Source organism: Streptomyces sp. NPDC001920 (assembly GCF_053594495.1).
The window spans coordinates 193,168-218,605 of record NZ_JBSFEP010000012.1 but is presented as its reverse complement, the minus strand read 5'-3'; the positions used below and the strand labels follow the sequence as shown (position 1 = coordinate 218,605).

Sequence of the window (25,438 nt, the reverse complement as noted above, 5' to 3'; positions counted from 1 at the left end):
GTGAAAATGTCCCGTGCACGCCCCGACCTGGGCCGTCGGCGTATCAGACCTCGCGGCCGGTCGGCAGCATGGCCCAGACCGTCTTGCCCATGGGCTGGTGCCGGGTCCAGCCCCAGTGCTCGGCGAGGGCGTCGATGATGCGCAGCCCGCGGCCGTGCTCGTCGAGGGGGTCGCTCTGGTGCGGGTACACGGGCGGGTGGTCGCTCGGGTCGGTGACGGCGCAGACGAGGTGGGCGGGGCGGCGCAGGCTCAGTCGCAGCCAGATCTCCGCCTCGCCGCGGACCGGGACGGGCGCCGCGCACTCCGGCACGGCGTGGAGTACTGCGTTGGCGGCCAGTTCGGTGACCACCATCAGGGCGTCGTCGCCGCAGTGGTCCAGCGCCCAGTCACCGAGGGTGCGACGGACGAAGTCGCGGGCCTGGCAGCAGTCCCGTTCGAGGCCGGTGAGGCGCAGGGCTGCCGAGCGGGGGGAGGTGCCCGGCGGTTGCGCACGGGTGAGGTGGCGTCGGCCCGGGGCGCCGGGCGGAGCGTCCGGCGCCCCGCACGCGCCCGTCTGTGACACAGCACTGCCGGGCAGTCGGAGCCCTTCGTACGCAGGTAAGGACACAACGTCTCCCTGATACATGGTCAGTACGGGGCCACTGCACAGCAGTTGACGCCACGGACTATTATCCACGCCGACGGCGCCTCCGTGCAATTTCACGGGAAATTGCGCGAGCGGTGCCGTCGCAGAGCACGTGAGGCGGTCCGGGCCCACCGGGGCGGCGGGGCGCGCACGTGGCGGAACGTGAGCAAGGAGAGTGCAGTGCCAACAGCACCGAACGGCGTGCGGGCAAGCTCGTTGGGCGTCCGCTGGATCAAGAGTCGGCACAGCAATGCCGAGGGCAACTGCGTCGAGGTCGCCGCCCTGGGCGACGGCAGCGTCGCGATGCGCAACTCCCGTGATCCCGACGGGCCGGCCCTCGTCTACACGCCCGCCGAGATCGCCGCCTTCCTCGCGGGCGCCAAGGACGGGGAGTTCGACCACCTCGCGTGAAGCAAGCCGACGTCACGTCAGAAACCGGGCCGGAAACGGAAGTTGATAACACCATTTCCGGCGGTTCCGGCGACACGGGGCGGCGGGATGCGATAATGCGGTCTGTCGTATGCCGGTCTACGGGGAGTCAGGATGTCCGCGGAGTCACCTCGCATCTCGCGCCTCGAGCCGTATCTCACTCGCTCCGAGCCCGCGCCGACCCTGCTGAAGATGCTGGTCGGCGTTCAGCTGGCGGGCGTTCGTGAGGACGTCGGCCTCTCCCAGGACCAAGCGGCGCGCGCCGTCGGGTTCAGCCCGGCCAAGCTCTCGCGCATCGAGGCGGGCAAGGGCCGTCGGCCGCCGACCGAGGCCGACGTCCGCGCGCTGCTGGAGCTGTACAAGGCGGACGAGTACGAGGCGTCGCTGCTGCTGCAGTTGCTGCGGCGGGCCGGGGAGCCGGGCTGGTGGCAGCGCTATGACAAGCGGCTGATGCCCGAGTGGTTCGACCGTCTGGTCGGACTGCAGGAGGCGGCGACGGCCATCCGCACCTTCGAACTCCAGTATGTTCCGGGCCTGTTGCAGACCGAGGCGTACACCCGCGCGGTGGTGGAGCGCGGGCTGCCGTCCGCGTCAGCCCGTGAGGTGCAGCGGCGGGTGGAGCTGCGGATGCGCCGGCGGGAGCTGCTGAACCGCCCGGACGCGCCGCTGCTGTGGGCGATCGTCGACGAGTCGGTGCTGCTGCGGGTGCTGGGCAGCCGTGAGGTGATGCGCGAGCAGCTGGAGCACCTGGAGGCGATGGCGCGGCTGCCTCATGTGACCCTGCAGATCGTCCCGTTGGACGTGACCAACGCCTCCGCGCCCGCCATACCGGTCACCTATCTGCGCTTCGGCGGGGTGGATCTGCCCGACATCGTCTATCTGGAGCACATCAGGAGCGCCGCCTTCCTGGAGGACCAGGACGAGACGGAGGAGTACCGGATCGCCCTGGACCGGCTGGGCGACGAGGCCCTCAACCCGCGCGAGTCGCTGGAGCGCCTGCGCGCGACCAAGGCCCGGTACTCCGGCGCTCCCTAGGTACCGCGCCGCCCTTCTGCTCCGGCGGTCCGGATCGTCCTGCCGCGGCCGGCCCCGCGCCGGACGGCGGGCCCGGCCGCTCAGGGAAGGCGGCCGACCCCGCCGAACTCGATCCACTCCTGCGTGAGCTGGCGGGGCGCGACCTCGGTGTCCGGGCGCCAGGTGGACACCTCGACCAGGCCCGGCTCAAGGATCTCCAGTCCCTCGAACCACTGGGCGACGTCCTTCTCCTGGCGCACCCGGCCCCAGTGCCCCTGGGTCGCCTGGTCCATGAAGTTCGTGACGAAGTCGCGGACCTCGGCGTCCTCGCTGACCAGCTGGCACATCACCGCGAAGCTGCCGGGCGCGAGGTGCTCGATCACCCGGCGCGACACGGCGAGCGGCCCGTCGCTCTCGCTGTCGGGGATGCAGTGGAACACCGAGTTGAACAGCACGGCCACCGGCTGCGAGAAGTCGATCAGGCGCCGGGTCTCGGCGTGGGAGAAGATGGCGTCGGTCGCCCGCATGTCGGCGTGGATGACGGCGGTGTTCTCGTTCTGCTCCAGCAGCGCGCGGCCGTGGACCAGGACCATGGGGTCGTTGTCGACGTACACCACGCGCGCGGAGGGGTCGACGGCCTGGGCGACCTGGTGGACGTTGTTCTGCGTGGGCAGGCCGGAGCCGTGGTCGAGGAACTGCCGGATGCCGTACTCCTCGGCCAGCGTCCTGACCACCCGCTGCAGGAAGCGCCGGTTGTTCAGCGCGAGGGCGCGGGTGCTGGGGACGACCTTGTCCAGCTCCTCGCAGGCGGCCCGGTCGGAGGCGTAGTTGTCCTTGCCGCCGAGGTAGTAGTCGTACATGCGCGCGGCGGTCGGAACCGTGGCGTCGATCGATGTGGACAGCTGCTTTCCAGGCTCCATCGCTCCCCCAGGGGCAGGCCGGCCGAGGAGATCACCTCGTACGACAACACATCCTAGGGAGACGGGAGTTGGTCGGGCCAGTCCATCGGTCAACCCCCACGGAACAGCCACCCGTGGTGGGAATTTCGGCCACCGAGACCCAGCCGCCCGGCGCCGCCGGGTCGCCGCACAGGCGCAGGTTCCCTCGAAACACCGCAGTTCAGGGCATGTCGGAGCGGGGTCCTCACAGCCGCCGCGCGGATCCGTGAGGGTTTCTCGGACGCCTTTCATGACATGGCTGCGCGGGACATCACTTCGAACTAAGGTTCTTGATCGGAAGCCACATTCGACGGGGGTACGCACGTGGCCGATTCGGCGCGCTCGCTCGACGACACCGCGCGGAACGGGGGGAAGCCTGGCCGGTTCACCGGTATGGGCCCCTTCATGCTCGTCTGGAGCGGGCAGGCGGTGTCCCTGGTCGGCAACTCCGTCCTGCGGTTCGCCTTCGTCTTCGAGACCTGGTCGGCCACCGGCCGGGCGACGGCGCTGACCACGCTGTCGCTGTGCGCGATGCTGCCGCAGGTGCTGCTCAGCCCGCTCGCCGGAGCCTTCGTCGACCGGGTCAGCCGGCGCACCGCCCTGCAACTCGCGGACGGCGGCGGCCTGTTGGTCGTGGCGCTGCTGAGCGTCCTGCACTTCACCGGCGGGCTGCACACCTGGCAGGTGTACGCGGCCGTCATGCTGCTCGGCGGCGCCGCCGCCTTCCAGTTCCCGGCTCTGGGTGCCGCCGTGCCGCTGCTGGTCGACAAGGACCGGCTCCAGCGGGCCAACAGCCTGCTGGCGAGCGCGAAGAGCACGGCGGACGTGGGTGGCCCGGCGTTGGGCGGCCTGCTGGTGGCGTTCTCGGGGCTCGGTCTCATCCTCGTCGCCGACCTGGTGAGCTTCGCCCTGGCGCTGGCCGCCGTCCGCGTCGTACGGCTGCGGGGCGACACCGGTCCGGCGAAGCGGCCGGGCGGCGGACCGCGCAAGAAGCTCGTGGCCGAGGCCATCGAGGGCATGCGCTTCCTCTTCCGGCATCCGAGCCTGCGCGATCTGATGCTGGCGTTCTGCGTCGTCAACCTGGTGATGGTCTTCGGCTTCGCCGCCGTACAGCCCATGGTGCTGGCCCGCTCCGGCGGGGAGACGGCGGCGCTGGCGAGCGTCAACACCGCCATCGGGGTCGGCGGGGTCGCCGGCGGGCTGCTGATGGCGGCCTGGAGCGGGCCGAAGAACCGGGCCCGGGGCATGCTGCTCGGCATCATCGGCATGTGCCTGTCCGCGCAGGTGGCCATGGCGCTGGCGGGCGGCGTGGTCGGCTGGTGCGCGGCGATCCTGGTGGGCGCCGCGCTCATGCCGATGATCAACGGCGTGATGCAGGCGATCGTGCAGACCAAGGTGGCTCAGGAGTGGCACGGCCGGGTCTTCGGTGCCGTGGTGTTCCTGTCGCAGATCTCGGTGCCGGTGGCGACGGCGGTCTCCGGGCCGCTCGCCGACCATGTCTTCGAACCGCGGGCCGCCGCCGGGACCGGCGTCTTCGTGGTGCTGGGGCCACTGGTGGGTGACGGGCCGGGCAGCGGCATGGCCGCCATGCTGCTCATCGCCGGCCTGTGCGGTGTCGCGGTCGGCGTGCTGAGCATGTCCCGGCGCACGGTACGGGAGATCGACACGCTGCTGCCCGACCTCGATGCCGGGGACGGCGAGACGGACGCGACAACCCCGGCCGACGACCGCTCCGGGCGCCCCGGCGATCCCGAGGACCCGGAGAACCCCGACAACCCCGAGAGCAAAGAACTCGTGGAGGGCTGACCATGACCACCAATCCCTTCGAGGACGACAACGGGACGTATCTCGTCCTCACCAACGCCGAGGGCCGGCACTCGCTGTGGCCCGACGGGATCGACGTGCCGGACGGGTGGGACGTGGCGCTCACCGCGAGCAGCCGCACGGACTGCCTCGCCTTCGTCGAGGAGCACTGGACCGACATATGTCCCACCCGCACGGCCGCCGATGCCTGAGGCGGAGGCCACGGGGGCGTCGCACGGGGTGCCGGAACTCTTCGAACGACAGGCGCGGCGGTCCCCGGCGGCCACCGCGCTGGTGTACGGCGACGAGCGGCTGAGCTACCGCGAACTCGACCTGCGGGCCGACCGGCTGGCGGGGCTGCTGCGGCGCCGCGGGGTGCGGCCGGGCGCCCTGGTGGGCGTGCACCTGGAGCGGTCCCCGCAGATGGTGGTGGCGCTGCTGGGCACGCTCAAGGCCGGGGCCGGGCACGTCATGCTCGACCCGGACTTCCCGGCGGAGCGGCTGCGTGGGATGGCGGCCGACGCGGGCGTGACCCTGGTGGTGTCCCGGCGCGGCACCCGGCAGCCGGTGACCGGCGCCGAGTCGGTGGCGGTCGAGGACGCCGAGGAGGCCGAGCCGCTCGGGCCCGGCTCGGTGCGGGTACGGCCGCAGGACCCGGCCTGCGTGATGTTCACGTCCGGCTCCACCGGCCGCCCGAAGGGCATCGTCGCCTCGCACGCCGCGATCACCGGGACGCTGACCGGGCAGGACTTCGCCTCCTTCGGGCCCGGCTCGGTGTGGCTGCAGTGCTCCCCGGTGTCCTGGGACGCGTTCGCGCTGGAGCTGTGGGGTCCGCTGCTGAACGGCGGGCTGTGCGTGCTGCACCCGGGGCAGCGCCCCGACCCGGTGGTGATGGCCGGCCTGGTCGACCGGCACGCCGTCACCTGCCTGTATCTCTCGGCGTCCCTGTTCCATGTGATCGTCGACGAGTTTCCGCGGGCGCTCGCCGGAGTGCGTGAACTGATCGTCGGCGGTGAGCCGTTGTCGCCCGCGCACGCGGCCCGCGCCCTGGAGCGCTACCCCGCGCTGCGGCTGAGCAACGGCTACGGCCCGGTCGAGGGCATGGTCTTCCTGTCCGTCCACCCGGTCACCGCACGGGAGGTGCGGGACGGCGGTCCGGTGCCGATCGGCCGCCCGCTGGCCGGCAAGCGGCTGCGGGTGCTGGACGAGCGGCTGCGGCCCGTCGCGGACGGCGTGAGCGGTGAGCTGTACGCCGCCGGCGCGGGCGTCGCGCTCGGCTACTGCGGCCGTCCCGAGCTGACCGCCGAACGCTTCGTGGCCGACCCGTACGGGCCCGCCGGTGAGCGGATGTACCGCACCGGGGACCTGGTGCGGCGGCGTGCGGACGGGGTGCTGGAGTACCTGGGGCGGGCCGACGCGCAGGTGAAGATCCGCGGGTTCCGGGTGGAGCCGGGAGAAGTGGAGACGGTCCTCGCCGGTCATCCGGGGGTCGTGCGGGCGGCCGTCGTGGCACGTCCCGACGCGACGGGTGAGAAGCGGCTGGTCGCGTACGTCGTTCCGCGCGCGGACGCCCAGCAGCCGCTGTCCGAACGGGACTTACGTGAGCACGCCGCCGGTGTGCTGGCCGACTACCTGGTCCCGGCCGCCTTCGTGCTGCTGGACGCGCTGCCCCTCACCGCCAACGGCAAGCTGGACCGCGCCGGTCTGCCGGAGCCCGGCCCGGTCACCGGCTCGCTGGCCTCGGCGACCGCACGACAGCCGGCCGGGCCCGTCGAGGAGGCGCTGTGCGGACTGTTCCGCGAGGTGCTGGGCGTGGCATCGGTCGGCCCCGACGACGACTTCTTCGACCTCGGCGGCAACTCGCTGACGGTCGCGCGGCTGCTGGGCCGCATCCAGCTGACACTCGGCGCGCAGGTCGGCGTACGGACGCTGTTCGACTGCCGGACGCCGGGGGCGCTGGCTCCGCACGTGGCGAAGGCCGAGCGCGAGGCCGAGCGGGACGCCGTGCGAGAGGCCGTGCGAGAGGCCGTGCGGGAGGCCGAGCCGGGCGTCCCCGCTCCGGTGCGGGACGAGGGCACGCTGCCGCTGTCGTACGCGCAGCGCCGCCTGTGGTTCCTGGACCGGGTCGAGGCGGGCACCGCCTACACCCTGCCGGTGCTGGTGCGGCTGCGCGGCGAGGTCGACCCCGAGGCCCTGCGGGCCGCTCTCGGTGACGTGGCCGGCCGGCAGACGGCACTGCGCACCGTCTTCGAGGAGCGGGACGGCGAGCCCGGTCAGCGGGTGCTGAGCGGCGCCGGGGCCCGGCCGCGGCTGCGGCACGTCATCCTCGGCTATGCCGAGGTGGGGCGAGCGGTGCGCGAGGCGGCCCGGCACCGCTTCGACCTCACGGCGGAACTGCCCCTGCACGCCGTGCTGTTCACGGCCCGGGACCGGCCCGGTGAGCACGCACTCCTGCTCGTCCTGCACCACATCGCGGGGGACGGCTGGTCCCTGCCCCCGCTCTTCAGGGACTTGTCACGGGCCTACGCCGCCCGGGTCCACGGCCGCGCGCCGCGGCTCGAGCCGCTGCCCGTGCCGTACGCCGACTTCGCCCGCCGTCAGCAGCGGCGGCTGGGTTCCGCGGACGACCCCGGGTCCCTCGCCTCGGCCCAGCTCACCTTCTGGCGGAAGGTCCTGGCCGGCCTGCCGGCGGGCGGCCCCCTGCTGCCCCGCCGTGCGGGACGGCCCGCCGTACCCGGGCGGGACGCCGCCACCGTCGTACGGCGGATGGACGCGCAGGCGCACGTCCGGGTCGTGGAGGGGGCGCGGGCGCAGGGCGCCACGCTGTTCATGGCGCTGCACGCCGCCCTCGCCGCCGCTCTGGTGCGGGCCGGGGCGGGTGAGGACCTCGCCGTCGCCTCACCGGTGGCCGGCCGGGGACAGGACGGCACCGTCGAGGACGTCGTCGGGTTCTTCGTCAACATGCTGGTGCTGCGGAGCGACGCCTCCGGCGACCCCACCGCACGGCAGCTGCTCGCCCGTGCCCGGGAGACGGCTCTGGACGCCTTCGCCCACCAGGACGTGCCCTTCGAGCAGGTGGTGGGAGCGCTCAACCCGGCACGGCCGCCGGGCCGGCAGCCGTTCACCGAGGTGGTGCTGGCGTTGCAGAACAACGCCCGGGCCGAGGTCGGCCTGCCCGGCGCCGAGGCCGGTGTGGAGCCGCTGCGCACCGGCACGGCACGGTTCGAGCTGCTGGTCGACGTCACCGACGAGCACGGGCCGTCGGGCGCGCCGGACGGCATCACCTTCGTCTTCGAGTACCGGACGTCGTGCCTGGAGCCGGAGTTCGTCGAGTGGCTGGCGGACGCGGTGGTCGAGGCGCTGCGGGCGGGCGCCGCCGAGCCGGACGTACCGCTGTCCCGGCTCCCGCTGCCCGAGCCGCCCCGGCGGGCGGACGCGGCCCGGGACTCGGTCCGCTCCCCCGCGCCCGCCGACGACGGCACGCCGGACTCGGCGCTGCGCGGCGAGATCGCCGCCGTCTGGTCCGACGTTCTAGGCGTCGACCGGATCGGCCCGCACGACGACTTCTTCCAGCTGGGTGGCAACTCCCTGCGCGCGGTGCGGGTCGCGGCCCGGCTGACCGGCGCCGGCCGCACGGTGACGGCCGCCCAGCTCTTCACCTCCCCCACGGTCGCCGCCCTCGCCGCCGAGCTGGAGCGGGCGCCTGCCCGGGCTCCCGCCGCGCCGGCGCCCATCCCGCGCCGGCCGCGCGTTCCCCGGCAGCCCGGCCGCGACGGCCGTACCGACACCAGTGACAAGGAGGTGCCATGGACCTGAGCGTGATGTTCTTCGGCGCCGACACGCCCGCCGACTCCGTGGCCGGGGGCGTCCCCCGGCACAGTGAGGTCTACGACGACATCCTCACCGTCGCCCGTACCGCGGACCGGCTCGGCTTCCACGCGGTCTGGACGCCCGAGCGGCACTTCCAGCAGGTGGGCCAGGTCTTCCCCAGCCCGCCGGTGCTGAGCGCGGCACTGGCGGTGGCGACCGAGCGGATCAACATCAGGGCGGGCAGCGTGATCCTGCCGCTGCACCATCCGCTGCGGATCGCGGAGGACTGGGCCGTCGTCGACAACCTCTCGCACGGCCGGATCGGGCTGTCCGCGGCGACGGGCTGGCATTCCGCCGACTTCGTGCTGGCCCCGGACAGCTACGAGGACCGCCGCGAGCGGACCATGCGTGACATTCCGCTGCTGCGGCGGCTGTGGGCGGGCGAGTCGGCCGAGTTCACCGACGGCACCGGCGCGACGGTCGCCGTCCTGCCGCAGCCCCGGCCCGTCCAGGACACCCTTCCGCTGTGGCTGACCACCTCCGGCAACCCGGCGACCTGGGAGGCCGCCGGCAGTCTGCGCACCGGGGTCCTCGGGGCGACCGTCGGGCAGAGCCGGGAGGAGCTGGCCGAGAAGATCGGCCGCTACCGGGCCGCCTGCGCCGCCGCTCCCGATCAGGGCGGCACCGACGCGCACGGCAGGGTGACGCTGATGGCGCACACGTTCGTCGGCGCGGACGACGAGGAGGCACGGCGGCTGACCTCCGTACCGCTGAAGCGCTACCTGCGCTCCTACGTCCGGCAGACCTCGGCGAACCGGACGGCCGACCGGGCCACGGCCGCTCTGAGCGAGGCACAGACCGCGATGCTCGCCGAGTTCGCCTTCCACCGCTATCTGACCTGGGGCAGTCTGCTCGGCTCCGCCGAGACCTGCCGGAAGATGCTCGCCGACCTGCGCGAGCTGGGCTGTGACGAGGTCGCCTGCTTCGTGGACTTCGGACTGGGCCGCGACGAGGTGCTGGCCGGGCTGCACCGGCTGGCCGAGCTTTTGGAGGACGTGGCGTGACGGCGACTACGGGGGCGTCCGGCGCTTCGCTGGCCGAGCGGTTCAGCGCGCTCAGCGGTGAGCAGCGGGTGCGGCTCATGCGGCGGCTGGTGGAGTCCGGTCAGGCCGCCCTGGTCCCGGCCGTGGTGCCGCAGCGCGACGGAGACGGGCCGGTGCGGCTCAGCCCGGCGCAGCAGGACCTGTGGGTGTACGAGTCGCTGTATCCGGGCACCCCGGCGCTGAACCTGTGCTGTGCCTATCACTTCGACGAGACCGTCGAGCCGGTCGACCCGGACCGCCTGGAGACGGCGCTGACCCTGGTGCGCGCCCGGCACGACGTGCTGCGCGCCCGGATCGGCGGTGACCCGGGGGCGCTCGCCGTCACCTTCCCGCCCGAGGAGCGCTTCCGCCTGGAGCGGGAGGACCTGCGCGGCACGGGCACCACCATCGCCGAGGCCTTCGAGACGTTCCGGCGCCGCCCCTTCGACCTGGCCGGCGAGCCGCTGATGCGGGCCCGGTTCGTCACGGTCGACGACCGGCGGGCCACGCTGATGCTGAGCCTGCACCACGTCATCGCCGACTGGTGGTCCTTCGACGTGCTCCAGGCCGAGTTCGCCGAGGTGCACCGCGCGCTGCGGGCCGGTACGGTCCCGGCTCCCGACCGGCCCCGGATCCAGTACGCCGACTTCGCCTCCTGGCAGGGCGAGCTGGAGGAGGCGGGGGTCTTCGAGGCACGGCTGGACTTCTGGCGCCGCTACCTCGCCGATCCGCCGGGGCCGCTCACCGTGCCGGGCGCCGGGAACGGGCTCGCGGAGGGCATCGCGCAGATCCCGTTCAAGGTGGACGCGTCGACCGCGCGGGCGGTGCGGGAGCTGGCCCGGGAGCGCGGCGCCTCCGTCTACGTCGTGCTCATGGCGGCCTTCGCGGTCCTGGCGCACCGCCTGACCGGCGCCGGCGACATGGTGCTGGGCACGCCGACCGCCAACCGGGCCGCCAAGGGCCTGGAGCGGGTCATCGGGTACGTCATGAACGCCATCCCGACCCGCTGGCGGATCCGGCCGGGTGACTCCTTCGCCGATGTGCTGGCCCGGTTCGCGGCGGACTTCCCCGAGCTGATGGCCAACGCCGACGTGCCGGTGGGCCGGATCGTCTCCGCGGTCGCGCCGGAGCGCAGCGCCGGGCGGTCCCCGCTGTTCCAGTGGGTGTTCATGCACCTCACCCAGCAGCGCAGCGTGGCCGCGATGCGGGAGTTCAGCGAGCCCGAGCGCATCCACACCGGTGGCGAGCACGACCTGGTGGGCATCGTCCGGGACGCCGACGACGGCACGATGGACGGCAGCTTCGAGATCCGTACGGCCCTGTTCGGCGCCGACACCGTACGGCACTGGTCGGACGCCTATCTGGAGCTGCTGCGCCGGTTCACCGCCGACCCGCGGGTGCCGCTCGCCGAGGTCGGCCTGGTGCCGGGGGCCGGCCGGCGGCGGCTGGCGGAACTCTCGTCCGGCGGCCCCGCCCCCGAGCCGCTCGCCCTGCCCGACCTGGTGGCCCGGCAGGCGGCGCGCACACCCGACGCCCCCGCGCTGGAGGCGGCGGGCCTGCGGCTGACGTACGCCGAACTGTGCGACCGGGTGGACCGGCTGGCGGCTCACCTGGCCCGGCACGGAGCCGGTCCCGGCCGTGTCGTCGCCCTCGCGCTCGGCCGGACGGCCGCCATGGTCCCGGCACTGCTCGCGGTGCAGCGCACCGGCGCCGCCCACCTGCCGATCGACCCGGACTACCCGCCGGAGCGGATCCGGCTGGCGCTCGAGGACGCGGCGCCGGTCCTGGTGGTGGCCGGCGCGCCCGGGGTGGTGCCGCGGACACAGGTGCCCACGCTGGTCCTCGACGAGCGCGCCTACGACGAACGGCCGCTGGTGGCAGGCCCGCTGGACCCGTCCCTGCCCGCGTACGTCATCCACACCTCCGGCTCCACCGGCCGTCCCAAGGGCGTGGTCGTCCCGCACACGGGCCTGACGGCCCTCGGGCAGGGGCTGGTGGAGGTCCTCGGACTGGACGCGGACAGCAGGGTGCTGCAGGTGGGCTCGCCCGCCTTCGACATCTCCGTCGGTGAGCTGTGCCTGGCCTTCGCCTCCGGCGGCACCCTGGTCGTGCCGCCCGAGGGGCCGCTTGCCGGGCAGGGCCTCGCGGACGTGCTGACGGACCGGCGGATCAGCTGTGTGCTGGTGCCGCCCTCGGTGCTGGCGACGCTGCCCCCCGGAAGGTACCCGCAGCTGCGGACGGTGGCCGTGGGCGCGGAGGCGTGCCCACCGGACCTGGTGGCCCGCTGGGCCGTGGGCGGACGCCGCTTCCACAACGCGTACGGGCCCACCGAGTACACCGTCGGCGCCACCGTCTCCGGCCCGCTGGCCGCCGACGGGGCGGCCCCGCCCATCGGTGTGCCGCTGCCGGGCACGCGCGCGTACGTGCTCGACGAGCGGCTGCGGCTGGTGCCGCCCGGGGTGTTCGGCGAGCTGTACCTGGCGGGGCCGGGGGTGGCGTACGGCTATCTGGGGCGGCCGGGGGCGACCGCCGAGCGGTTCGTCGCCGACCCGTACGGCCCACCCGGCGCGTGCATGTACCGCACCGGTGACCTGGCCCGCCGCCGGGACGACGGGCAGCTTGAGTATCTGGGCCGGTCCGACGACCAGGTGAAGATACGCGGCCGGCGTATCGAGCCGGGCGAGATCGCGGCCGTCCTCGCCGGGCACCCCTCGGTGCGGCAGGCGGTGGTCGTCGTACGGGAGGACGTGCCGGGCCGGCCGCGGCTGGTCGGGTACGTCGTGGGGAGCGGTGCGGGCGTACCGGTTCCGGACGGGTTGCTCGGGTACGCCGCCGGGCTGCTGCCCGCCGCGTTGGTGCCGGCCGACGTGGTGGTGCTGGACGAGCTGCCGCTGACGCCGGGCGGAAAGCTGGACCGGGCGGCGCTGCCCGCCCCGGACACCGGGCCGGAGCGGGCAGGGCGGGCCCCGCAGGGGACGCGCGAAGTCGCCCTGTGCGCCCTGTTCGAGGAGGTCCTCGGTGTGGAAGGCGTCGGCGCCGACGACGACTTCTTCCGGCTGGGCGGCGACAGCATCATGGCGATCCAGCTCGCGGGGCGTGCGTCGGGGACGGGGCTCGGCATCGCGCCGCGTGACGTCTTCACGGCGCGGACGCCCGCCGCGCTCGCGCTGACGGCACGGGAGGCCGCGGACCTCGGTCCGGGCGAGGACTCGGGCACGGGGCGGTTCCCGCTCACACCGGTCATGCACTGGTGGCGTGAGCAGTCCGGGGATCCGGCGGCGTTCACCCAGTCGATGGTGTTCCCGGTGCCGCCGCAGGCGGACACGGGGCGCGTGGAGGCGGCCGTGCGCGGGCTCGTCGAGCGGCACGCTGTGCTGCGGATGCGCCTGGTGGAGGGGGAACTGGAAGTCACCGAGGCCGTCCCCGACGTGACCGTCGAACGGGTCGAGGTGCCCGACGGCGTCGATCCGCGCACCCGGGCCGAGGAGGTGGCGGCGGCCGTGCGGCTCGACCCGGAGAAGGGCGAGATGCTGCGGGCCACCTGGCTGGACAACGGCCCCGGGCAGCGGGGGCTGCTGGCGCTGACGGTGCATCATCTGGCGGTGGACGGGGTGTCCTGGCGGCTGCTGGGGCCCGAGCTGGCGGCCGGTCTGGCGGGTGAGTCGTGGCCGCGGAGTACGGGCACGTCCTTCGCGCGCTGGGCGCGGCTGCTGGCCCGGGAAGCGGTCCGGCCCGACCTGGCCGAGCGGGAGGCGGGCCGCTGGGAGCGGATGCTGACCGGCCCGGACGCCCGGATCGCCGGGGGCCGCGGGGTCGGCGGGGACCGTGCCGTGCTGACCGTCGAGCTGACGCCCGAGGTCACCGAGGCCGCGCTGTCCGACGTGACCGCGGCCTTCCACTGCGGCGCGGACGCCGTGCTGCTGACGGCGCTGGCCGCCGCGGCGGTACGGCGCCGGGGTGCGGGCACCGGCCTGCTGGTGGCCCTGGAGGGACACGGCCGCGAGGTGCTCTCTCAGCCCGCCGACGTCTCACGGACCGTCGGCTGGTTCACCACCCAGTACCCGGTCCGGCTGGACGCGGGCGCCGCGCTGGGACCCGGCTTCTGGGAGCCGTCGCGGGACGCGGCCGGTGCGGCGCTCAAGCAGGTCAAGGAGCAGCTGCGGGCGGTCCCCTCGGGCGGCCTCGGCTGGGGTCTGCTGCGCCACCTCAACCCGGACACGGCCCCGAAGCTGGCCGCGCTGCCCGTCCCGGACCTGCGCTTCAACTATCTGGGCCGGTTCTTTGGCGGCGACCTCGCCGAGGGCGAGCTGCTCGGGATGGCGGCCGACGCGCTGCCGCTCGGGCATGCCGTGGAGGTGGACGCGCTCGTCGCGGAGCGGGACTCCGGACGGCTGTGTCTGAGCGCCGGGTTCTCGTACGCGCGCGGTGTGCTCGGCGAGGACGAGGTGCTGGAGCTGGCGCGGCTGTGGTGCGAGGCGATCGAGGTGCTGGTCGAGCATGCGGGCCGGGAGGGCACCGGTGGCCACACCAGCTCCGACTTCCCGTTGGTCGAGCTGTCCTCGGACCAGCTCGACCTGCTGGAGGGCGACGTGGCGTTCGACCTGGACGACGAGGGGGACGGCTGATGGGCGGCCGCATCGCGGACGTACTGCCGCTCTCCCCCGCCCAGGAGGGGCTGCTCTTCCACGCCCTGCGCGATCCGGACCGCCCCGACCCCTACCTGGTGCAGGCCCGTTTCCGGATCGCCCCCGGGGTCCCGGCCGACGCGCTTCGGGCCGGGGTGACGGGGCTGCTGGAGCGGTACCCGAATCTGCGGGCGTGTTTCCGGCACGAGCAGGTCGACCGGCCGGTGCAGGTGATTCCGCGTGCGGTGCGGCTGCCGTGGACGCAGACCGACCTCACCGGCCGTGCGCCGGACGAGCGGGAGGCGGAGCTCGCGCGTCTCATGGCCGAGGACCGGGTACGCCGGTTCGACCTGGCCCGGCCGCCTCTGGTGCGGGCCGCTCTGGTCCGGCACGACGAGGGCGCCGAACTGCTGCTGACGTTGCATCACATCCTGTTGGACGGCTGGTCGCTGCCGTTGCTCGCGCGGGACCTGCGGACGCTGACGGCGGGCGCCGAGCCGTCGCCCGCCGTGCCCTTCAAGCAGTACCTGGTCTGGCTGAACGGCCGGGACCAGGCCGCCGCCGAGGCGGCCTGGCGTGCGGCGCTGGACGGTCTGACGCGACCGGCGCTGCTCGCCCCGGCGGGATCCGACGGCGGCGAGGACACGGTCGATGTCGAGCTGTCCGCCGGGCTGACGGCGGCGATCACCCGGCTGGCGTCGGACGCGGGCGTCACCGTCAACACCGTGGCGCAGACCGCCTGGGCGCTGGTGCTTGCGCGGCTGACCGGCGCCGAGGACCTGGTCTTCGGCGCGGTCGTCTCCGGGCGGCCGCACGATCTGCCCGGTGTCGAGCGGATGGTGGGGTTGTTCATCAACACGCTGCCGGTGCGGATCCGGCTGCGCTCCGGGGAAGGCGTCGACGAGCTGCTGGCCCGCGTCCAGGACGAGCAGCTGCGGCTCGCGCCGTACCACCACGTACGGCTGTCGCAGGTGCAGCGGGCGGTCGGAGCGGGCGAACTCTTCGACACGGTCCTGGCGTTCGAGAACTTCCCGCGCACGACGGGGCCCGCCGGGGACGTCGAGCTGGTCGAGACGCGGGACGCGACGCACTACCCGGTGACGGTCGCGGTCGTCGCCGGGGAGCGGATGCTGCTGCGGGTCGGCTGCCGCCGGGGCGTCCCGGCGGCCGCGGTCGCCGCCCGCCTGGCCGGCGCCTTCGAGGCGCTGACGTCCGCGCGGGGGACGCCGGCCGACCGACTCGACGTCCTCCCGTCGCAGGAGCGGGAACTTCTGCGCGCCCTGGCCGAGGGCCCTGCACGTCCGGTGCCGCGGGCGGCGGGCATCCCGGCGCGCTTCGCCGAGCAGGTGGCCCGAACGCCCGACGCGCCGGCCGTGGAGGCGGACGGCGAGGTGCTGACGTACGCCGGTCTCGACGCGGCCTCCGACCGGCTGGCGGGGCGGCTGCGGGAGGCGGGCGTGCGGCCCGGCGACACGGTGGGGCTGCCGCTCGGCCGGTCCGTGGGCATGGTCGTCGCACAGCTCGCGGTGCTGAAGGCGGGCGCGTGCTGTCTGCCGCTGGATCCGGCGGCACCGGCGGGGCGGCTGGCGGTGCTGACGGACAGGGCTCGGGTGCGTCTGGCGGTGACGTCGGAAGCGGTCCGGCTGCCGGAGGGCGTCACGGCCCTGGGCCTCGCCGGGGGCGGTGCTCCCGCGGCGGCGACGGCAGGGCCGGCCGCCGTGCACCCGGAGGCCGCCGCCTACGTGATGTACACCTCCGGTTCGACGGGCGAGCCCAAGGGCGTCGTCACCCCGCACCGGGCCGTCGTCGAACTGGCCGCCGACAGCCGTTTCGCGGGCGGCGCCCATCAGCGCGTGCTCCTGCACAGCCCGCACACCTTCGACGCCGCCACGTACGAGACCTGGGTGCCCCTGCTGAACGGCGGCACCGTGGTGGTCGCCCCGCCCGGCCCCGTCACCCCCGACCTGCTCAAGCGGCTGCTGCCCGAGGCCCGCGTCACCGCCCTGTGGCTCACGGCCGAACTCCTGCGCGCGGTCGCGGAGATCGCGCCCGAGGTGCTCGGCACGGTACGCGAGGTGTGGGCGGGCGGGGACGTGCTCGCGCCCGAGGCGGTCCGGCGGGTGCGCGCGCACGGTCCGGGCACGCGGATCGTCAACGGCTACGGCCCGACGGAGACGACGGTGTTCGCCACGGCCCACGGCGTGACCGGGGAGGTCGGCGCGTCCGTGCCCATCGGACGGCCCCTCGACAACACCCGCGCGTACGTGCTCGACCGGGTCCTGCGCCCGGTACCGGTCGGCGCGGTGGGCGAGTTGTACGTCGCCGGCACCGGGCTCGCCCACGGCTACCTCGACCGCCCCGGGCAGACGGCCGAGCGGTTCGTCGCCGACCCGTACGGGCCGCCCGGCGCCCGGATGTACCGCACGGGCGATCTGGTGCGCCGCCTCATGGGCGGTGAGCTGGAGTTCGCGGGCCGGGCCGACGACCAGGTCAAGGTGCGCGGCTTCCGGATCGAGCCCGGTGAGGTGGAGGCCGCGCTGGCCGCGTGCCCGGGCGTGGAGCGGGCAGTGGTCGCCGCGCGTTCGGGGCCGGACGGCGGCAAACGGCTCGTCGCGTACGTCGTGGGAGGCGACCTGGGCCTCGTACGGGAGCATGCGGCGCGCACCCTGCCGGCGCATCTGCTGCCGTCGGCGTGGGCCCGCCTCGACGCCGTCCCGCTGACCGCGCACGGCAAGGTCGACCGGGCCGCGCTGCCCGAGCCGGAGCCGGAGCGGGCGCGGCGAGGGTACGGGCGGATGGCCAGGCCGGGGCGCGAGCAGCGGCTGTGCGCCCTGTTCGCGCAGGTGCTCGGGGTGGACGCGGTCGGCCCCGACACCGACTTCTTCGCGTACGGCGGCCACTCGCTGCTGGCGCTGCGTCTGACCGCGAGGATCCACGCGGAGCTGGGGAGCCGGGTGCCGCCGGCCACCCTGTTCGAGGCGCCGACGCCCGCCGCGCTCGCCGCCCGCCTCGCCACCGGCCCGGCGGACCCGGGCGACGCGGCCGAGGACGCCTACGCCCCGCTGCTCACCCTGCGCGGCGAGGGCGACCTGCCTCCGCTGTTCTGTCTGCACCCGGGCCTCGGGCTCGGCTGGGGGTACGCGGCGCTGCTGCCGCATCTCGCGCCCGGCAGGCCGGTGTACGCCCTGCAGACACCGGTGCTGCACGGCGAGGACCTGCCGCGCACGCTCGGCGAACTGGCCGAGCGGTACGTGCCGCGTCTTCGGGCGGTGCGCCCGCACGGCCCGTACCTGCTGCTGGGCCGTTCCTTCGGCGGGCCCTTCGCCCATGAGCTGGCGGTGCGGCTGCGCGCGGCGGGCGAGGGGGTGGCGCTGGTCGCCGTGCTCGACTCGATGCCGAAGCCGCCCGAGGTGGCGCGGGTGGCGCCGGCCCCCGGCGCCGTGGAGCAGCTGTCGCTGGGGAACCTGTTGCGCAACGCGCTGCCCGGGGTCCCGGCGGGGCCGGGGCCGCTGGAGCGGGCGGAGGTCGTGGCACGCGTCCACGCGCACAGCGCGCTCTTCGCCGACCTCGACGAACAGCGCCTCGACACCCTGGTCGGCGCCATGGAGCGGTACATCGAGATGGCGCGGGCCTGGCAGCCGTCACCGTACGACGGGCGGGTGACCCTCTTCTCGGCCACCCGTGCCTCCGAGGCGACGACCGAGGAGAAGACGGCCGCGTGGCAGCGCTGCTCGGCCGGCGTGGACGTGCACGAACTGGACTGCGAGCACAGCGATGTGCTCGCACCGGGGCCGGTGGCCGAGGTCGCCGCGGCCGTGGAGGACGTACTGGCGGGACACCGCACGGGGGACGGAGCACAGGCAGATGAACGCTGACGGCATCGGCACGGGCGGGGCGTGCGAGGAGTACGAGTTCCCGACCTCGGACGCGCAGGCCCGGCTGCTCGTCCTGGACCACATGGACCCGGGCAGCGCGACCTACCACGTGCCGGCCGCCTTCGCGGTGCGCGGGCCGTTCGACGCGGCTGCTTTCGGGCGCGCCCTGAACACGCTGGTCGCCCGGCACGAGTCGCTGCGCACGGTGTTCCGCACCGGCCCCGACGGGGTGCCGTCGCAGATCGTGTCCGCGGTCGGATCGATCGAGCCGGGGGTGGCGCGCGACGTGCCCGTCGCCGAGGTGGACGCCCGGATGCGCGCCGAGGCGGCCCGCCCCTTCGACGTGACGACCGGACCGCTGCTGCGGTGCACCCTGTACACCGTGGACGACGGCAGTCACCGCGTCCTGCTCGTCGCCCATCACCTCGTCTGCGACGGCTGGTCGCTGGGCGTGCTGCTGCGCGAGCTGGCCGCCGGGTACGAGAACGAGGCCAAGGGGCTGGACCACGCTCTGCCCGAACTCCCGTTGCAGTTCCCCGACTTCGCCGTCTGGCAGCGGGAACGGCAGGCGAACGGCGAGTACGCCGGCTCGGTCGGTCACTGGGCCGAGCGGCTGCGGGGCGCCCCCGAGACGGTCGCGCTGCCGCTGGACCGGCCGCGCGGGGCGGTCCGTTCGGCGGCGGGCGGCACCGAGCGGTTCCTTCTTCCGGCCCGGGTCCGCGAGCGGATCGCCGCGACGGCCCGGGAGCGCGGCGGCACACCGTTCATGGCCCTGTTCGCCGCGTACGCCGCGTTCGTGGGCCGGCTGTCGGGCACCGAGGACCTGGTGATCGGTTTTCCCGTGTCCGGGCGGGACCGCCCGGAACTCCAGGACATGGTCGGCATGCTGACCAACACCCTGGCGCTGCGGATCGACCTGTCAGGCGATCCGTCGTACCACGACCTCATCGCCCGCCTGCGCACCGTCCTTCTGGACTCCCAGCCGTACCAGGACGCCCCCTTCGAGGCGGTCGTGAACGAGGTCGCCCCGGCGCGCGAGATCAGCCACGACCCGGTCGTGCAGGTGGTCTTCGGCTACGACGACGACACCGAGCTGACGCTGCGGCTGGCCGGCGCCGAGGTCGAGCGGGTCCCCGTCACGCTGGACACCGCGAAGTTCGACTTCCACCTCCAGGTGGAGCGCTGGGGCGAGGACCTCGCCGCCTATCTGATCCACCGCGGCGCGCTGTTCGAGGCGGAGACGGTACGGCGGTGGGTGCGCTGCTTCGAGACGCTGCTGGAGGGCCTGCTGGACCGCCCGCACGCCCCGCTGTCGGCCGTCGACATGGTCCCGGCGGACGAGAGGGAGTGGCTGCTCACCCAGGGGGCCGCAGCGCCGCGAAGGGCCGCGGACAGCCGCGCGGCAAGCCCCGACGCCCCCTCGGGCGCCCGGCGGCACGACGCGGCACCGGCCATGGGGCGTTCGGTGCCCGACCTGGTGGCGGACCGTGCCGCCGAACGGCCGGAGGCCACCGCACTGGTCTGCGGCGAGCTGCGGCTGACGTACCGCGAACTGCTGGAGCGCGCCGACGGCCTCGCGGCCCGGCTCCGCGCGCGGGGCGTGCGCCGAGGCGACCGGGTCGGCCTGCTGCTGCCCCGCGGCGCCGAGATGGGCATCGCCGCCCTGGCGGTGCTGCGCGCGGGCGGCGCGTACGTACCGCTGGATCCGGCACATCCCGCCGCCCGTCTCGCCCACATGGTCACGAACTCGGGCACGTCCCTGCTGCTGACGGCGGCGGGGACGACGGGCCTGACGGGCACGGACGTACCGGAACTGCGCGTGGACGAGGACCAGGAGGCGGTGGCCGCGGCCGCGCCCGTCGCGTGTGCGCCCGGCGACCTCGCCTACGTCCTCTACACCTCCGGCTCCACCGGAGTCCCCAAGGGCGTGGCGGTCGAGCACGGTGCGCTGTTCAACCTCGCGGTGAACGTACGCCCGGTGTTCCCGGTGACCGAGACGGACCGCGTCCTGCAGTTCGTGTCGTTCGGCTTCGACGTGGCCGTGTCCGACCTGTTCTTCCCCTGGGTCGCGGGCGCCGAGCTGCACATCGCGCAGGAGGACGAGCGGCTGGGCGAGGCGCTCCAGGCACGGCTGCGGGACTCCCGCATCACCTACGTGTTCCTGCCGCCGTCCGCGGCGATGACCCTGCCCCGCGCCCCGGGCGCGCTGCCCGAGCTGCGCACGCTGGCGGTGGGCGGCGAGGCGTGCCCGGCGGAGCTGGTGGAGCGGCTCGGCGAGGAGGGCCGCCGGATCGTCAACGCGTACGGCCCGAGCGAGGCCACCGTGTACTCCACGACGGCCGACCTGCGGCCCGGCGAGCCGGTGGTCATCGGCCACGCGGTCCCCGGCTCGCGCGCCTACGTCCTGGACCGCCGGCTGCGTCCGGTCCCGGTCGGCGTGACCGGCGAGCTGTACGTCGCCGGCGCCACCCTGGCCCGCGGCTACTTCGCCCGCCCCGGCATGACCGCCGAACGCTTCGTCGCCGACCCGTACGGGCCGCCCGGCAGCCGGATGTACCGCACCGGCGACCTGTGCCGTCTCGACGCGCACGGTGTGCTGCACTACCTCGGCCGCGGTGACTCCCAGGTGAAGCTGCGGGGTTACCGCATCGAACTGGGCGAGGTCGAGGCCGTGCTGGCCGGTCACCCGGCGGTCACGGTCGCCGCGGCGGCGGTGCGCGGCGAGGGCTCCGGGCAGCGGCTGGTGGCGTACGCGGTCACCACCGCCGACGTGCCGGACGAGACGCTGCGGGCGCACCTCGCGCGGCGGCTGCCGGGCTACATGGTCCCGGAGGTCTTCGTACGCCTGCCGGAGCTGCCGCTGAACCGCTCCGGCAAGATCGACCGGTCCCGGCTGCCCGAACCGCCCACCGGGCGACCGGAGCTGAGGGAGACGTACGCCGCTCCGAGCACCGCGGCCGAGCGGCGCGTGGCCGAGGTCTGGCAGCGGGTGCTGAGCGTGGACCGGGTCGGCGCCCACGACAACTTCTTCGACCTGGGTGGCAACTCGGTACGGCTGCTGGCCGTGCTCGCGGCGCTCCACGAGCACCCCGAGCACCGGGACCTCACCCTGGTCGACCTCTTCCGGTACCCCACGGTCGCCTCGCTCGCGACCCACCTCACCGGCACGGCGGCGCCCGACGTCGCCCTGCAGGAGGAGGCGGCCCGGCGCGGAAGCGCCCGCCGTGAGCGCCAGGCGGCACTGCACCAGCTCCGTTCCAGGAAAGGCACGACGCGATGACGACCGAGGACAACCCGATGCAGGATCCGACGCGGGAGCTGGAGTCCGCGGTGGCCGTCGTGGGCATGAGCGGCCGCTTCCCCGGCGCGCCCGACCTGGAGTCGTACTGGGGCAATCTGCGCGCCGGTGTCTGCTCCCTGTCCACCTTCACCGAGCAGGAGTTGCTGGCCGACGGGGCGGACCCGGCGGAGCTGCGCAATCCGGCGTACGTCCCGGCGCAGGGCCGGCTCCCGGACGCGGACCGCTTCGAGGCCGAGCTCTTCGGCTTCAACCGCACCGAGGCCGCGGTGCTGGACCCGCAGCACCGGGTGCTGCTGGAGACCGCCTGGTCCGCGCTGGAGGACGCCGGGTACGCCCCGCTGGACGCCCCGTCCCGCACCGGCGTGTACATGGGCGGCAGCCCGACGGAGCACGGGCTGGCGGCCGGCACGGATCCGGCGCTCGCCGCCTCGGTCGGTGCCCTGCAGGTCCGTATCCTCACCGACCGCGAGTTCCTTGCGCCCTGGATCTCCTACCGTCTGGGCCTGGACGGCCCGAGCATGACGGTCCAGACGGCCTGCTCGACGTCGCTGACGGCGGTCCACCTGGCCGTGCAGGCCCTCCTCGTCGGCGAGTGCGACACCGCGCTCGCGGGCGGCGTGGCCATCGGCACCGTGCGCCGGCAGGGCTACGTCCACTACCAGGGCGGGATCTTCTCGCCCGACGGCCGCTGCCGCCCCTTCGACGAGAAGGCGGACGGTACGGTGCCGGGCAGCGGTGCGGGCGTGCTGGTGCTGCGCCGGCTGGAGGACGCGCTGGCCGACGGCGACCCGGTGCGCGCGGTGATCCGGGGCACGGCGGTCACCAACGACGGTGCCGGCAAGGTCGGTTTCACCGCCCCGGGGGTGGCCCAGCAGACGGCCGCGATCACGGAGGCGTGGGCGGCGGCGGGGCTGGAGCCGTCGGCGGCGCAGTACCTGGAGGCGCACGGGACGGGGACGGAGCTGGGCGACCGTATCGAGCTGGAGGCGGCGAGCGCGGCCTTCGCGGGCGGTGCGGGCATCGGCCTGGGCTCGGTGAAGTCGAACATCGGCCACGCGGACGCGGCGGCCGGAGCGGCGGCGCTGATCAAGACCATCCTGATGCTGGAGCACGCGACGCTGGTCCCCACGGTGGATGTCACCAGCCCGGCTCCCGCCCTGAACGGGTCGCCGCTGCGGTTGGTCACACAGGCGCAGGAGTGGCCGGGCAGGCCGGAGCTGCCCCGGCTGGCGGGCGTGACGTCGGTGGGCATCGGCGGCACCAACGTGCACGTGGTGGTCCAGGAGGCACCGCAGCGGCCGGCTCCGGCGGACGACGCCGCCCGACCGCTGCTGCTGCCGCTGTCGGCTCGCACCGAGGCGCAACTGGCCTCGGCCGCGGAGCGGTTGGCGTCGGTGCTGCGCGCCCCGGACGCCCCCGCCCTGTCCGCCGTCGCACACACCCTGCGCACCGGCCGGGCCGCGCTGGCCGCACGGGCGTACGTGGTGGCGTCGGATGCGGCGGAGGCGGCGGAGAGGCTGACGGCGCTGGCCCGCGGCGGGGCCGCGCACGGCACCCCCGACCCGGTGGGTGAGGCGTGGGTGCGCGGCGAGGAGGTGACGTGGCCGGCGCCGGGGAGCGACGGGCGCAGGGTGCGTCTGCCGACGTACCCGTTCGCCGGGGAGAGCCACGGGTCGCTGACGCCGGGGAGACCCACCGCCGAGGCATCGAAGCAGGCGCCCGAGGGCGCGGCGGAGGGCGGCGAACTGCGGGCCACGGTGCAGGCGCTGGTGATCGAGGCCCTGGACCTGAACGGCGCCGCCGACCTGGAGCGGACGTACTTCGAGGCGGGCGGCGACTCACTGACGGCCGTTCACCTCACCGGAAGGCTGCGCGACGAGTTGGACGTCGACGTGCCGATCCAGCTGTTCCTGGAGCCGGTCACACTCGGGGAGATGACGGCCCGGATCTGCGAGTTGAAGCAGAACGGTGCCGCGGACGGGGCCCTGGACGCCCTCCTCGCCGAGTTCGAGGCGGAGTCATGACCGCCCCCGACGAGCGGGCCCGCTGGTTGCGCGGCAGTCGCGTACCGGATGCGCGGATCCGCCTGGTGTGCTTCCCGCACGCGGGGGGAGCCGCGAACTCCTTCCACGACTGGGCGGCCCTGACCCCGCCCGAGATCGAGGTCGTCGCGGTCCAGTACCCCGGCCGCCAGGACCGCCTGGCCGAACCGTGCGCGACCACGATGGAGGAGCTGGCGGACACGGCCACCGAGGTCCTGCTGCGGGACGCCGACGATCGGCCGCTGGCCCTGTTCGGGCACAGCATGGGGTCGTCGGCGGCGTACGAGGTGGCCCGCCGGCTGGACGCCGTCCCCGGTCTCCCCCTCACCCGCCTGATCGTGTCGGGCCGGGGCAGGCCGCGCCTCCCCGAGGAACGGCCGCCCGGCCCCACCCCGAGCGACACCGAGATCCTGCAGCACGTCCGCATACTGGATCCGGAGAACGCCGCCGTCTACGAGCACCCGGACCTGCGCCCGGTGATCATGCCGGCGCTGCGCGCGGACTTCGGGATCCTGGCGAGGTACCGCCCCGCTCGTCTGGACCCGCTCGGCGTGCCGGTCACGGCCTGCGGGGGCGACCGGGACCCGGTGTGCGCGCCGGAGGACCTCAAGTCGTGGGCGGACGTGACGTCCCGGGGACTGGACGTCCGGGTCTTCGAGGGGAAGCACTTCTATCTCACCCCGCGCAAAAGGGAGTTGCTCACCTTCATCACGTCACAGCTGGCCTGACAGGTCTCGGTACGGGAGCCCGCCGGGGGGTGAGGGCTCCCGTACGGCCCCCGGCGGCCGGGGCGGCCTTTCTCACGCCGTGCGCTTGCGGGACGCCGTCTTCTTGGCCGCGCCCTTCTTCGCCGTGCTCTTCGCGGTGGACTTCGCCGTGCTCTTCGTCGCCGCCTTCTTCGCCCCCTGGGCCGTCTTCGACGTCGACTTCCGGGCGGACGACGCGGTCTTCTTCGCCGCCGTCTTCTTGGCGGTCGACTTCTTCCCGGCCGTCTGCTTCGGCGCCGCCCGCGCCGTCTTGCGCGGGGCCAGGCGTCTGACCTCCGCCGGCTCCTCGGCCGGTGCCTCGCCCCGCGACTCCTTCGCCGCGCGCACGCTGTTCTCCAGGGCCGCCATCAGGTCCAGGACCTTGCCGCCCCGCGCCGGCTCGGGGGCCTCCGGCGGCGCCTCACCGGCGGCCTTCGCGGCGACGACCTCCTCCAGGGCCTCGCGGTACTCGTCGTGCAGCTCGTCGAGGTCGACCTCGCCGAGCGTGTCCATCAGGGCGTCGGCGAGGTCCAGTTCCTTGTCGTTGACCGTGACGTTCGTGTCCGGCGCGACACCCTCGGGCGCCCGCACCTCGTCCGGCCACAGCAACCCGTGCATGGCGATGGCGTCGCCGACCACCCGCAGCATGCCCAGCCGCTCCCGGCCCCGGAGGGCGAACTTGGCGATCGCCACCTTCTGGCTGCGCTTGAGCGCCTCCCGCAGCAGGGTGTACGGCTTCGCCGCCGGCGCCCCGCCGGCCGCGAGGTAGTACGCGCTGTCCATGTGGAGCGGGTCGATACGGTCGGCCGGGACGAAGGCCACGATCTCGATCGTCTTCGCGGTCGGGAGCGGAAGGTGGGCCAAATCCTCGTCCGTGATGGGGATGATCGTGCCGTCCGCGTCCTCGTACCCCTTGCCGATCTCCGCCTGGCTGACCTCACGCTCGTCCAGCTCGCAGACCTTGCGGTAGCGGATGCGGCCACCGTCCTCGGTGTGGATCTGGCGGAACGAGATGGAGTGGCTCTCGGTCGCGTTCACGACCTTGATCGGGATGCTGACCAGGCCGAACGAGATGGCACCGTTCCAAATGGATCGCACACGCAGCACCCTTTCGGTAGTTTTGCCCGGCTTGCTCAGACATCCATCAT

14 protein-coding genes are annotated in these 25,438 nt (G+C 74.4%); 11 read left to right on the top strand and 3 right to left on the bottom strand.

From position 1 onward, the window contains the following. Positions 1-43: 43 nt before the first annotated feature. Positions 44-607 carry an ATP-binding protein gene (locus ACWCPI_RS22065; protein ID WP_451039706.1) on the bottom strand — a complete coding sequence of 188 codons (564 nt, stop codon included), beginning with the start codon at positions 605-607 and terminating at the stop codon, positions 44-46. A 198-nt stretch (positions 608-805) separates the two neighbouring features. On the opposite strand from ACWCPI_RS22065, the gene ACWCPI_RS22060 reads away from it, so the two are divergent. Then, positions 806-1,036, top strand: coding sequence for a DUF397 domain-containing protein (locus ACWCPI_RS22060; protein WP_451039705.1), 231 nt, complete (start codon positions 806-808; stop codon positions 1,034-1,036). 132 nt (positions 1,037-1,168) lie between these two features. Then, on the top strand, positions 1,169-2,089 hold the full coding sequence (locus ACWCPI_RS22055; RefSeq protein ID WP_451039704.1) for a helix-turn-helix domain-containing protein: 921 nt from the start codon (positions 1,169-1,171) through the stop codon (positions 2,087-2,089). An 80-nt stretch (positions 2,090-2,169) separates the two neighbouring features. Here ACWCPI_RS22055 and ACWCPI_RS22050 read toward each other — a convergent pair whose 3' ends face one another. Beyond that, a complete protein-coding gene (locus tag ACWCPI_RS22050; protein ID WP_451039703.1) occupies positions 2,170-2,988 on the bottom strand; it encodes an SAM-dependent methyltransferase in 819 nt (272 codons plus the stop codon). A 423-nt stretch (positions 2,989-3,411) separates the two neighbouring features. On the opposite strand from ACWCPI_RS22050, the gene ACWCPI_RS22045 reads away from it, so the two are divergent. From ACWCPI_RS22045 to ACWCPI_RS22005, 9 genes are read left to right on the top strand one after another with little or no spacing between them, the layout of a single operon-like run. Further along, the gene (locus ACWCPI_RS22045) at positions 3,412-4,812 is read left to right on the top strand and encodes an MFS transporter (RefSeq protein ID WP_451039702.1); all 1,401 of its coding nucleotides are present in this window, start codon (positions 3,412-3,414) and stop codon (positions 4,810-4,812) included. 2 nt (positions 4,813-4,814) lie between these two features. After that, positions 4,815-5,021, top strand: a complete 207-nt coding sequence (locus ACWCPI_RS22040) for an MbtH family protein (protein ID WP_451039701.1) — start codon at positions 4,815-4,817, stop codon at positions 5,019-5,021. Then, positions 5,014-8,625: an amino acid adenylation domain-containing protein gene (locus ACWCPI_RS22035; protein ID WP_451039700.1), complete on the top strand. Its 3,612-nt coding sequence runs from the start codon at positions 5,014-5,016 to the stop codon at positions 8,623-8,625. The genes ACWCPI_RS22040 and ACWCPI_RS22035 overlap by 8 nt, the downstream gene beginning before the upstream one ends. Further along, positions 8,616-9,683, top strand: coding sequence for a MupA/Atu3671 family FMN-dependent luciferase-like monooxygenase (locus ACWCPI_RS22030; protein WP_451039699.1), 1,068 nt, complete (start codon positions 8,616-8,618; stop codon positions 9,681-9,683). Before ACWCPI_RS22035 ends, ACWCPI_RS22030 begins: the two co-directional genes overlap by 10 nt. Next, complete coding sequence (locus ACWCPI_RS22025; RefSeq protein WP_451039698.1) at positions 9,680-14,326, top strand: amino acid adenylation domain-containing protein; 4,647 nt, start codon at positions 9,680-9,682, stop codon at positions 14,324-14,326. The genes ACWCPI_RS22030 and ACWCPI_RS22025 overlap by 4 nt, the downstream gene beginning before the upstream one ends. Next, positions 14,326-18,201, top strand: coding sequence for a non-ribosomal peptide synthetase (locus tag ACWCPI_RS22020; RefSeq protein WP_451039697.1), 3,876 nt, complete (start codon positions 14,326-14,328; stop codon positions 18,199-18,201). Before ACWCPI_RS22025 ends, ACWCPI_RS22020 begins: the two co-directional genes overlap by 1 nt. Beyond that, positions 18,191-21,481: a non-ribosomal peptide synthetase gene (locus tag ACWCPI_RS22015; protein ID WP_451039696.1), complete on the top strand. Its 3,291-nt coding sequence runs from the start codon at positions 18,191-18,193 to the stop codon at positions 21,479-21,481. The genes ACWCPI_RS22020 and ACWCPI_RS22015 overlap by 11 nt, the downstream gene beginning before the upstream one ends. Then, positions 21,478-23,526: a beta-ketoacyl synthase N-terminal-like domain-containing protein gene (locus tag ACWCPI_RS22010; protein ID WP_451039695.1), complete on the top strand. Its 2,049-nt coding sequence runs from the start codon at positions 21,478-21,480 to the stop codon at positions 23,524-23,526. The genes ACWCPI_RS22015 and ACWCPI_RS22010 overlap by 4 nt, the downstream gene beginning before the upstream one ends. Beyond that, positions 23,523-24,272, top strand: coding sequence for a thioesterase II family protein (locus ACWCPI_RS22005; protein WP_451039694.1), 750 nt, complete (start codon positions 23,523-23,525; stop codon positions 24,270-24,272). The genes ACWCPI_RS22010 and ACWCPI_RS22005 overlap by 4 nt, the downstream gene beginning before the upstream one ends. 72 nt (positions 24,273-24,344) lie before the next feature. Here ACWCPI_RS22005 and ku read toward each other — a convergent pair whose 3' ends face one another. Further along, complete coding sequence (ku, locus tag ACWCPI_RS22000) at positions 24,345-25,388, bottom strand: non-homologous end joining protein Ku (RefSeq protein WP_451039693.1); 1,044 nt, start codon at positions 25,386-25,388, stop codon at positions 24,345-24,347. Positions 25,389-25,438 lie beyond the last annotated feature (50 nt).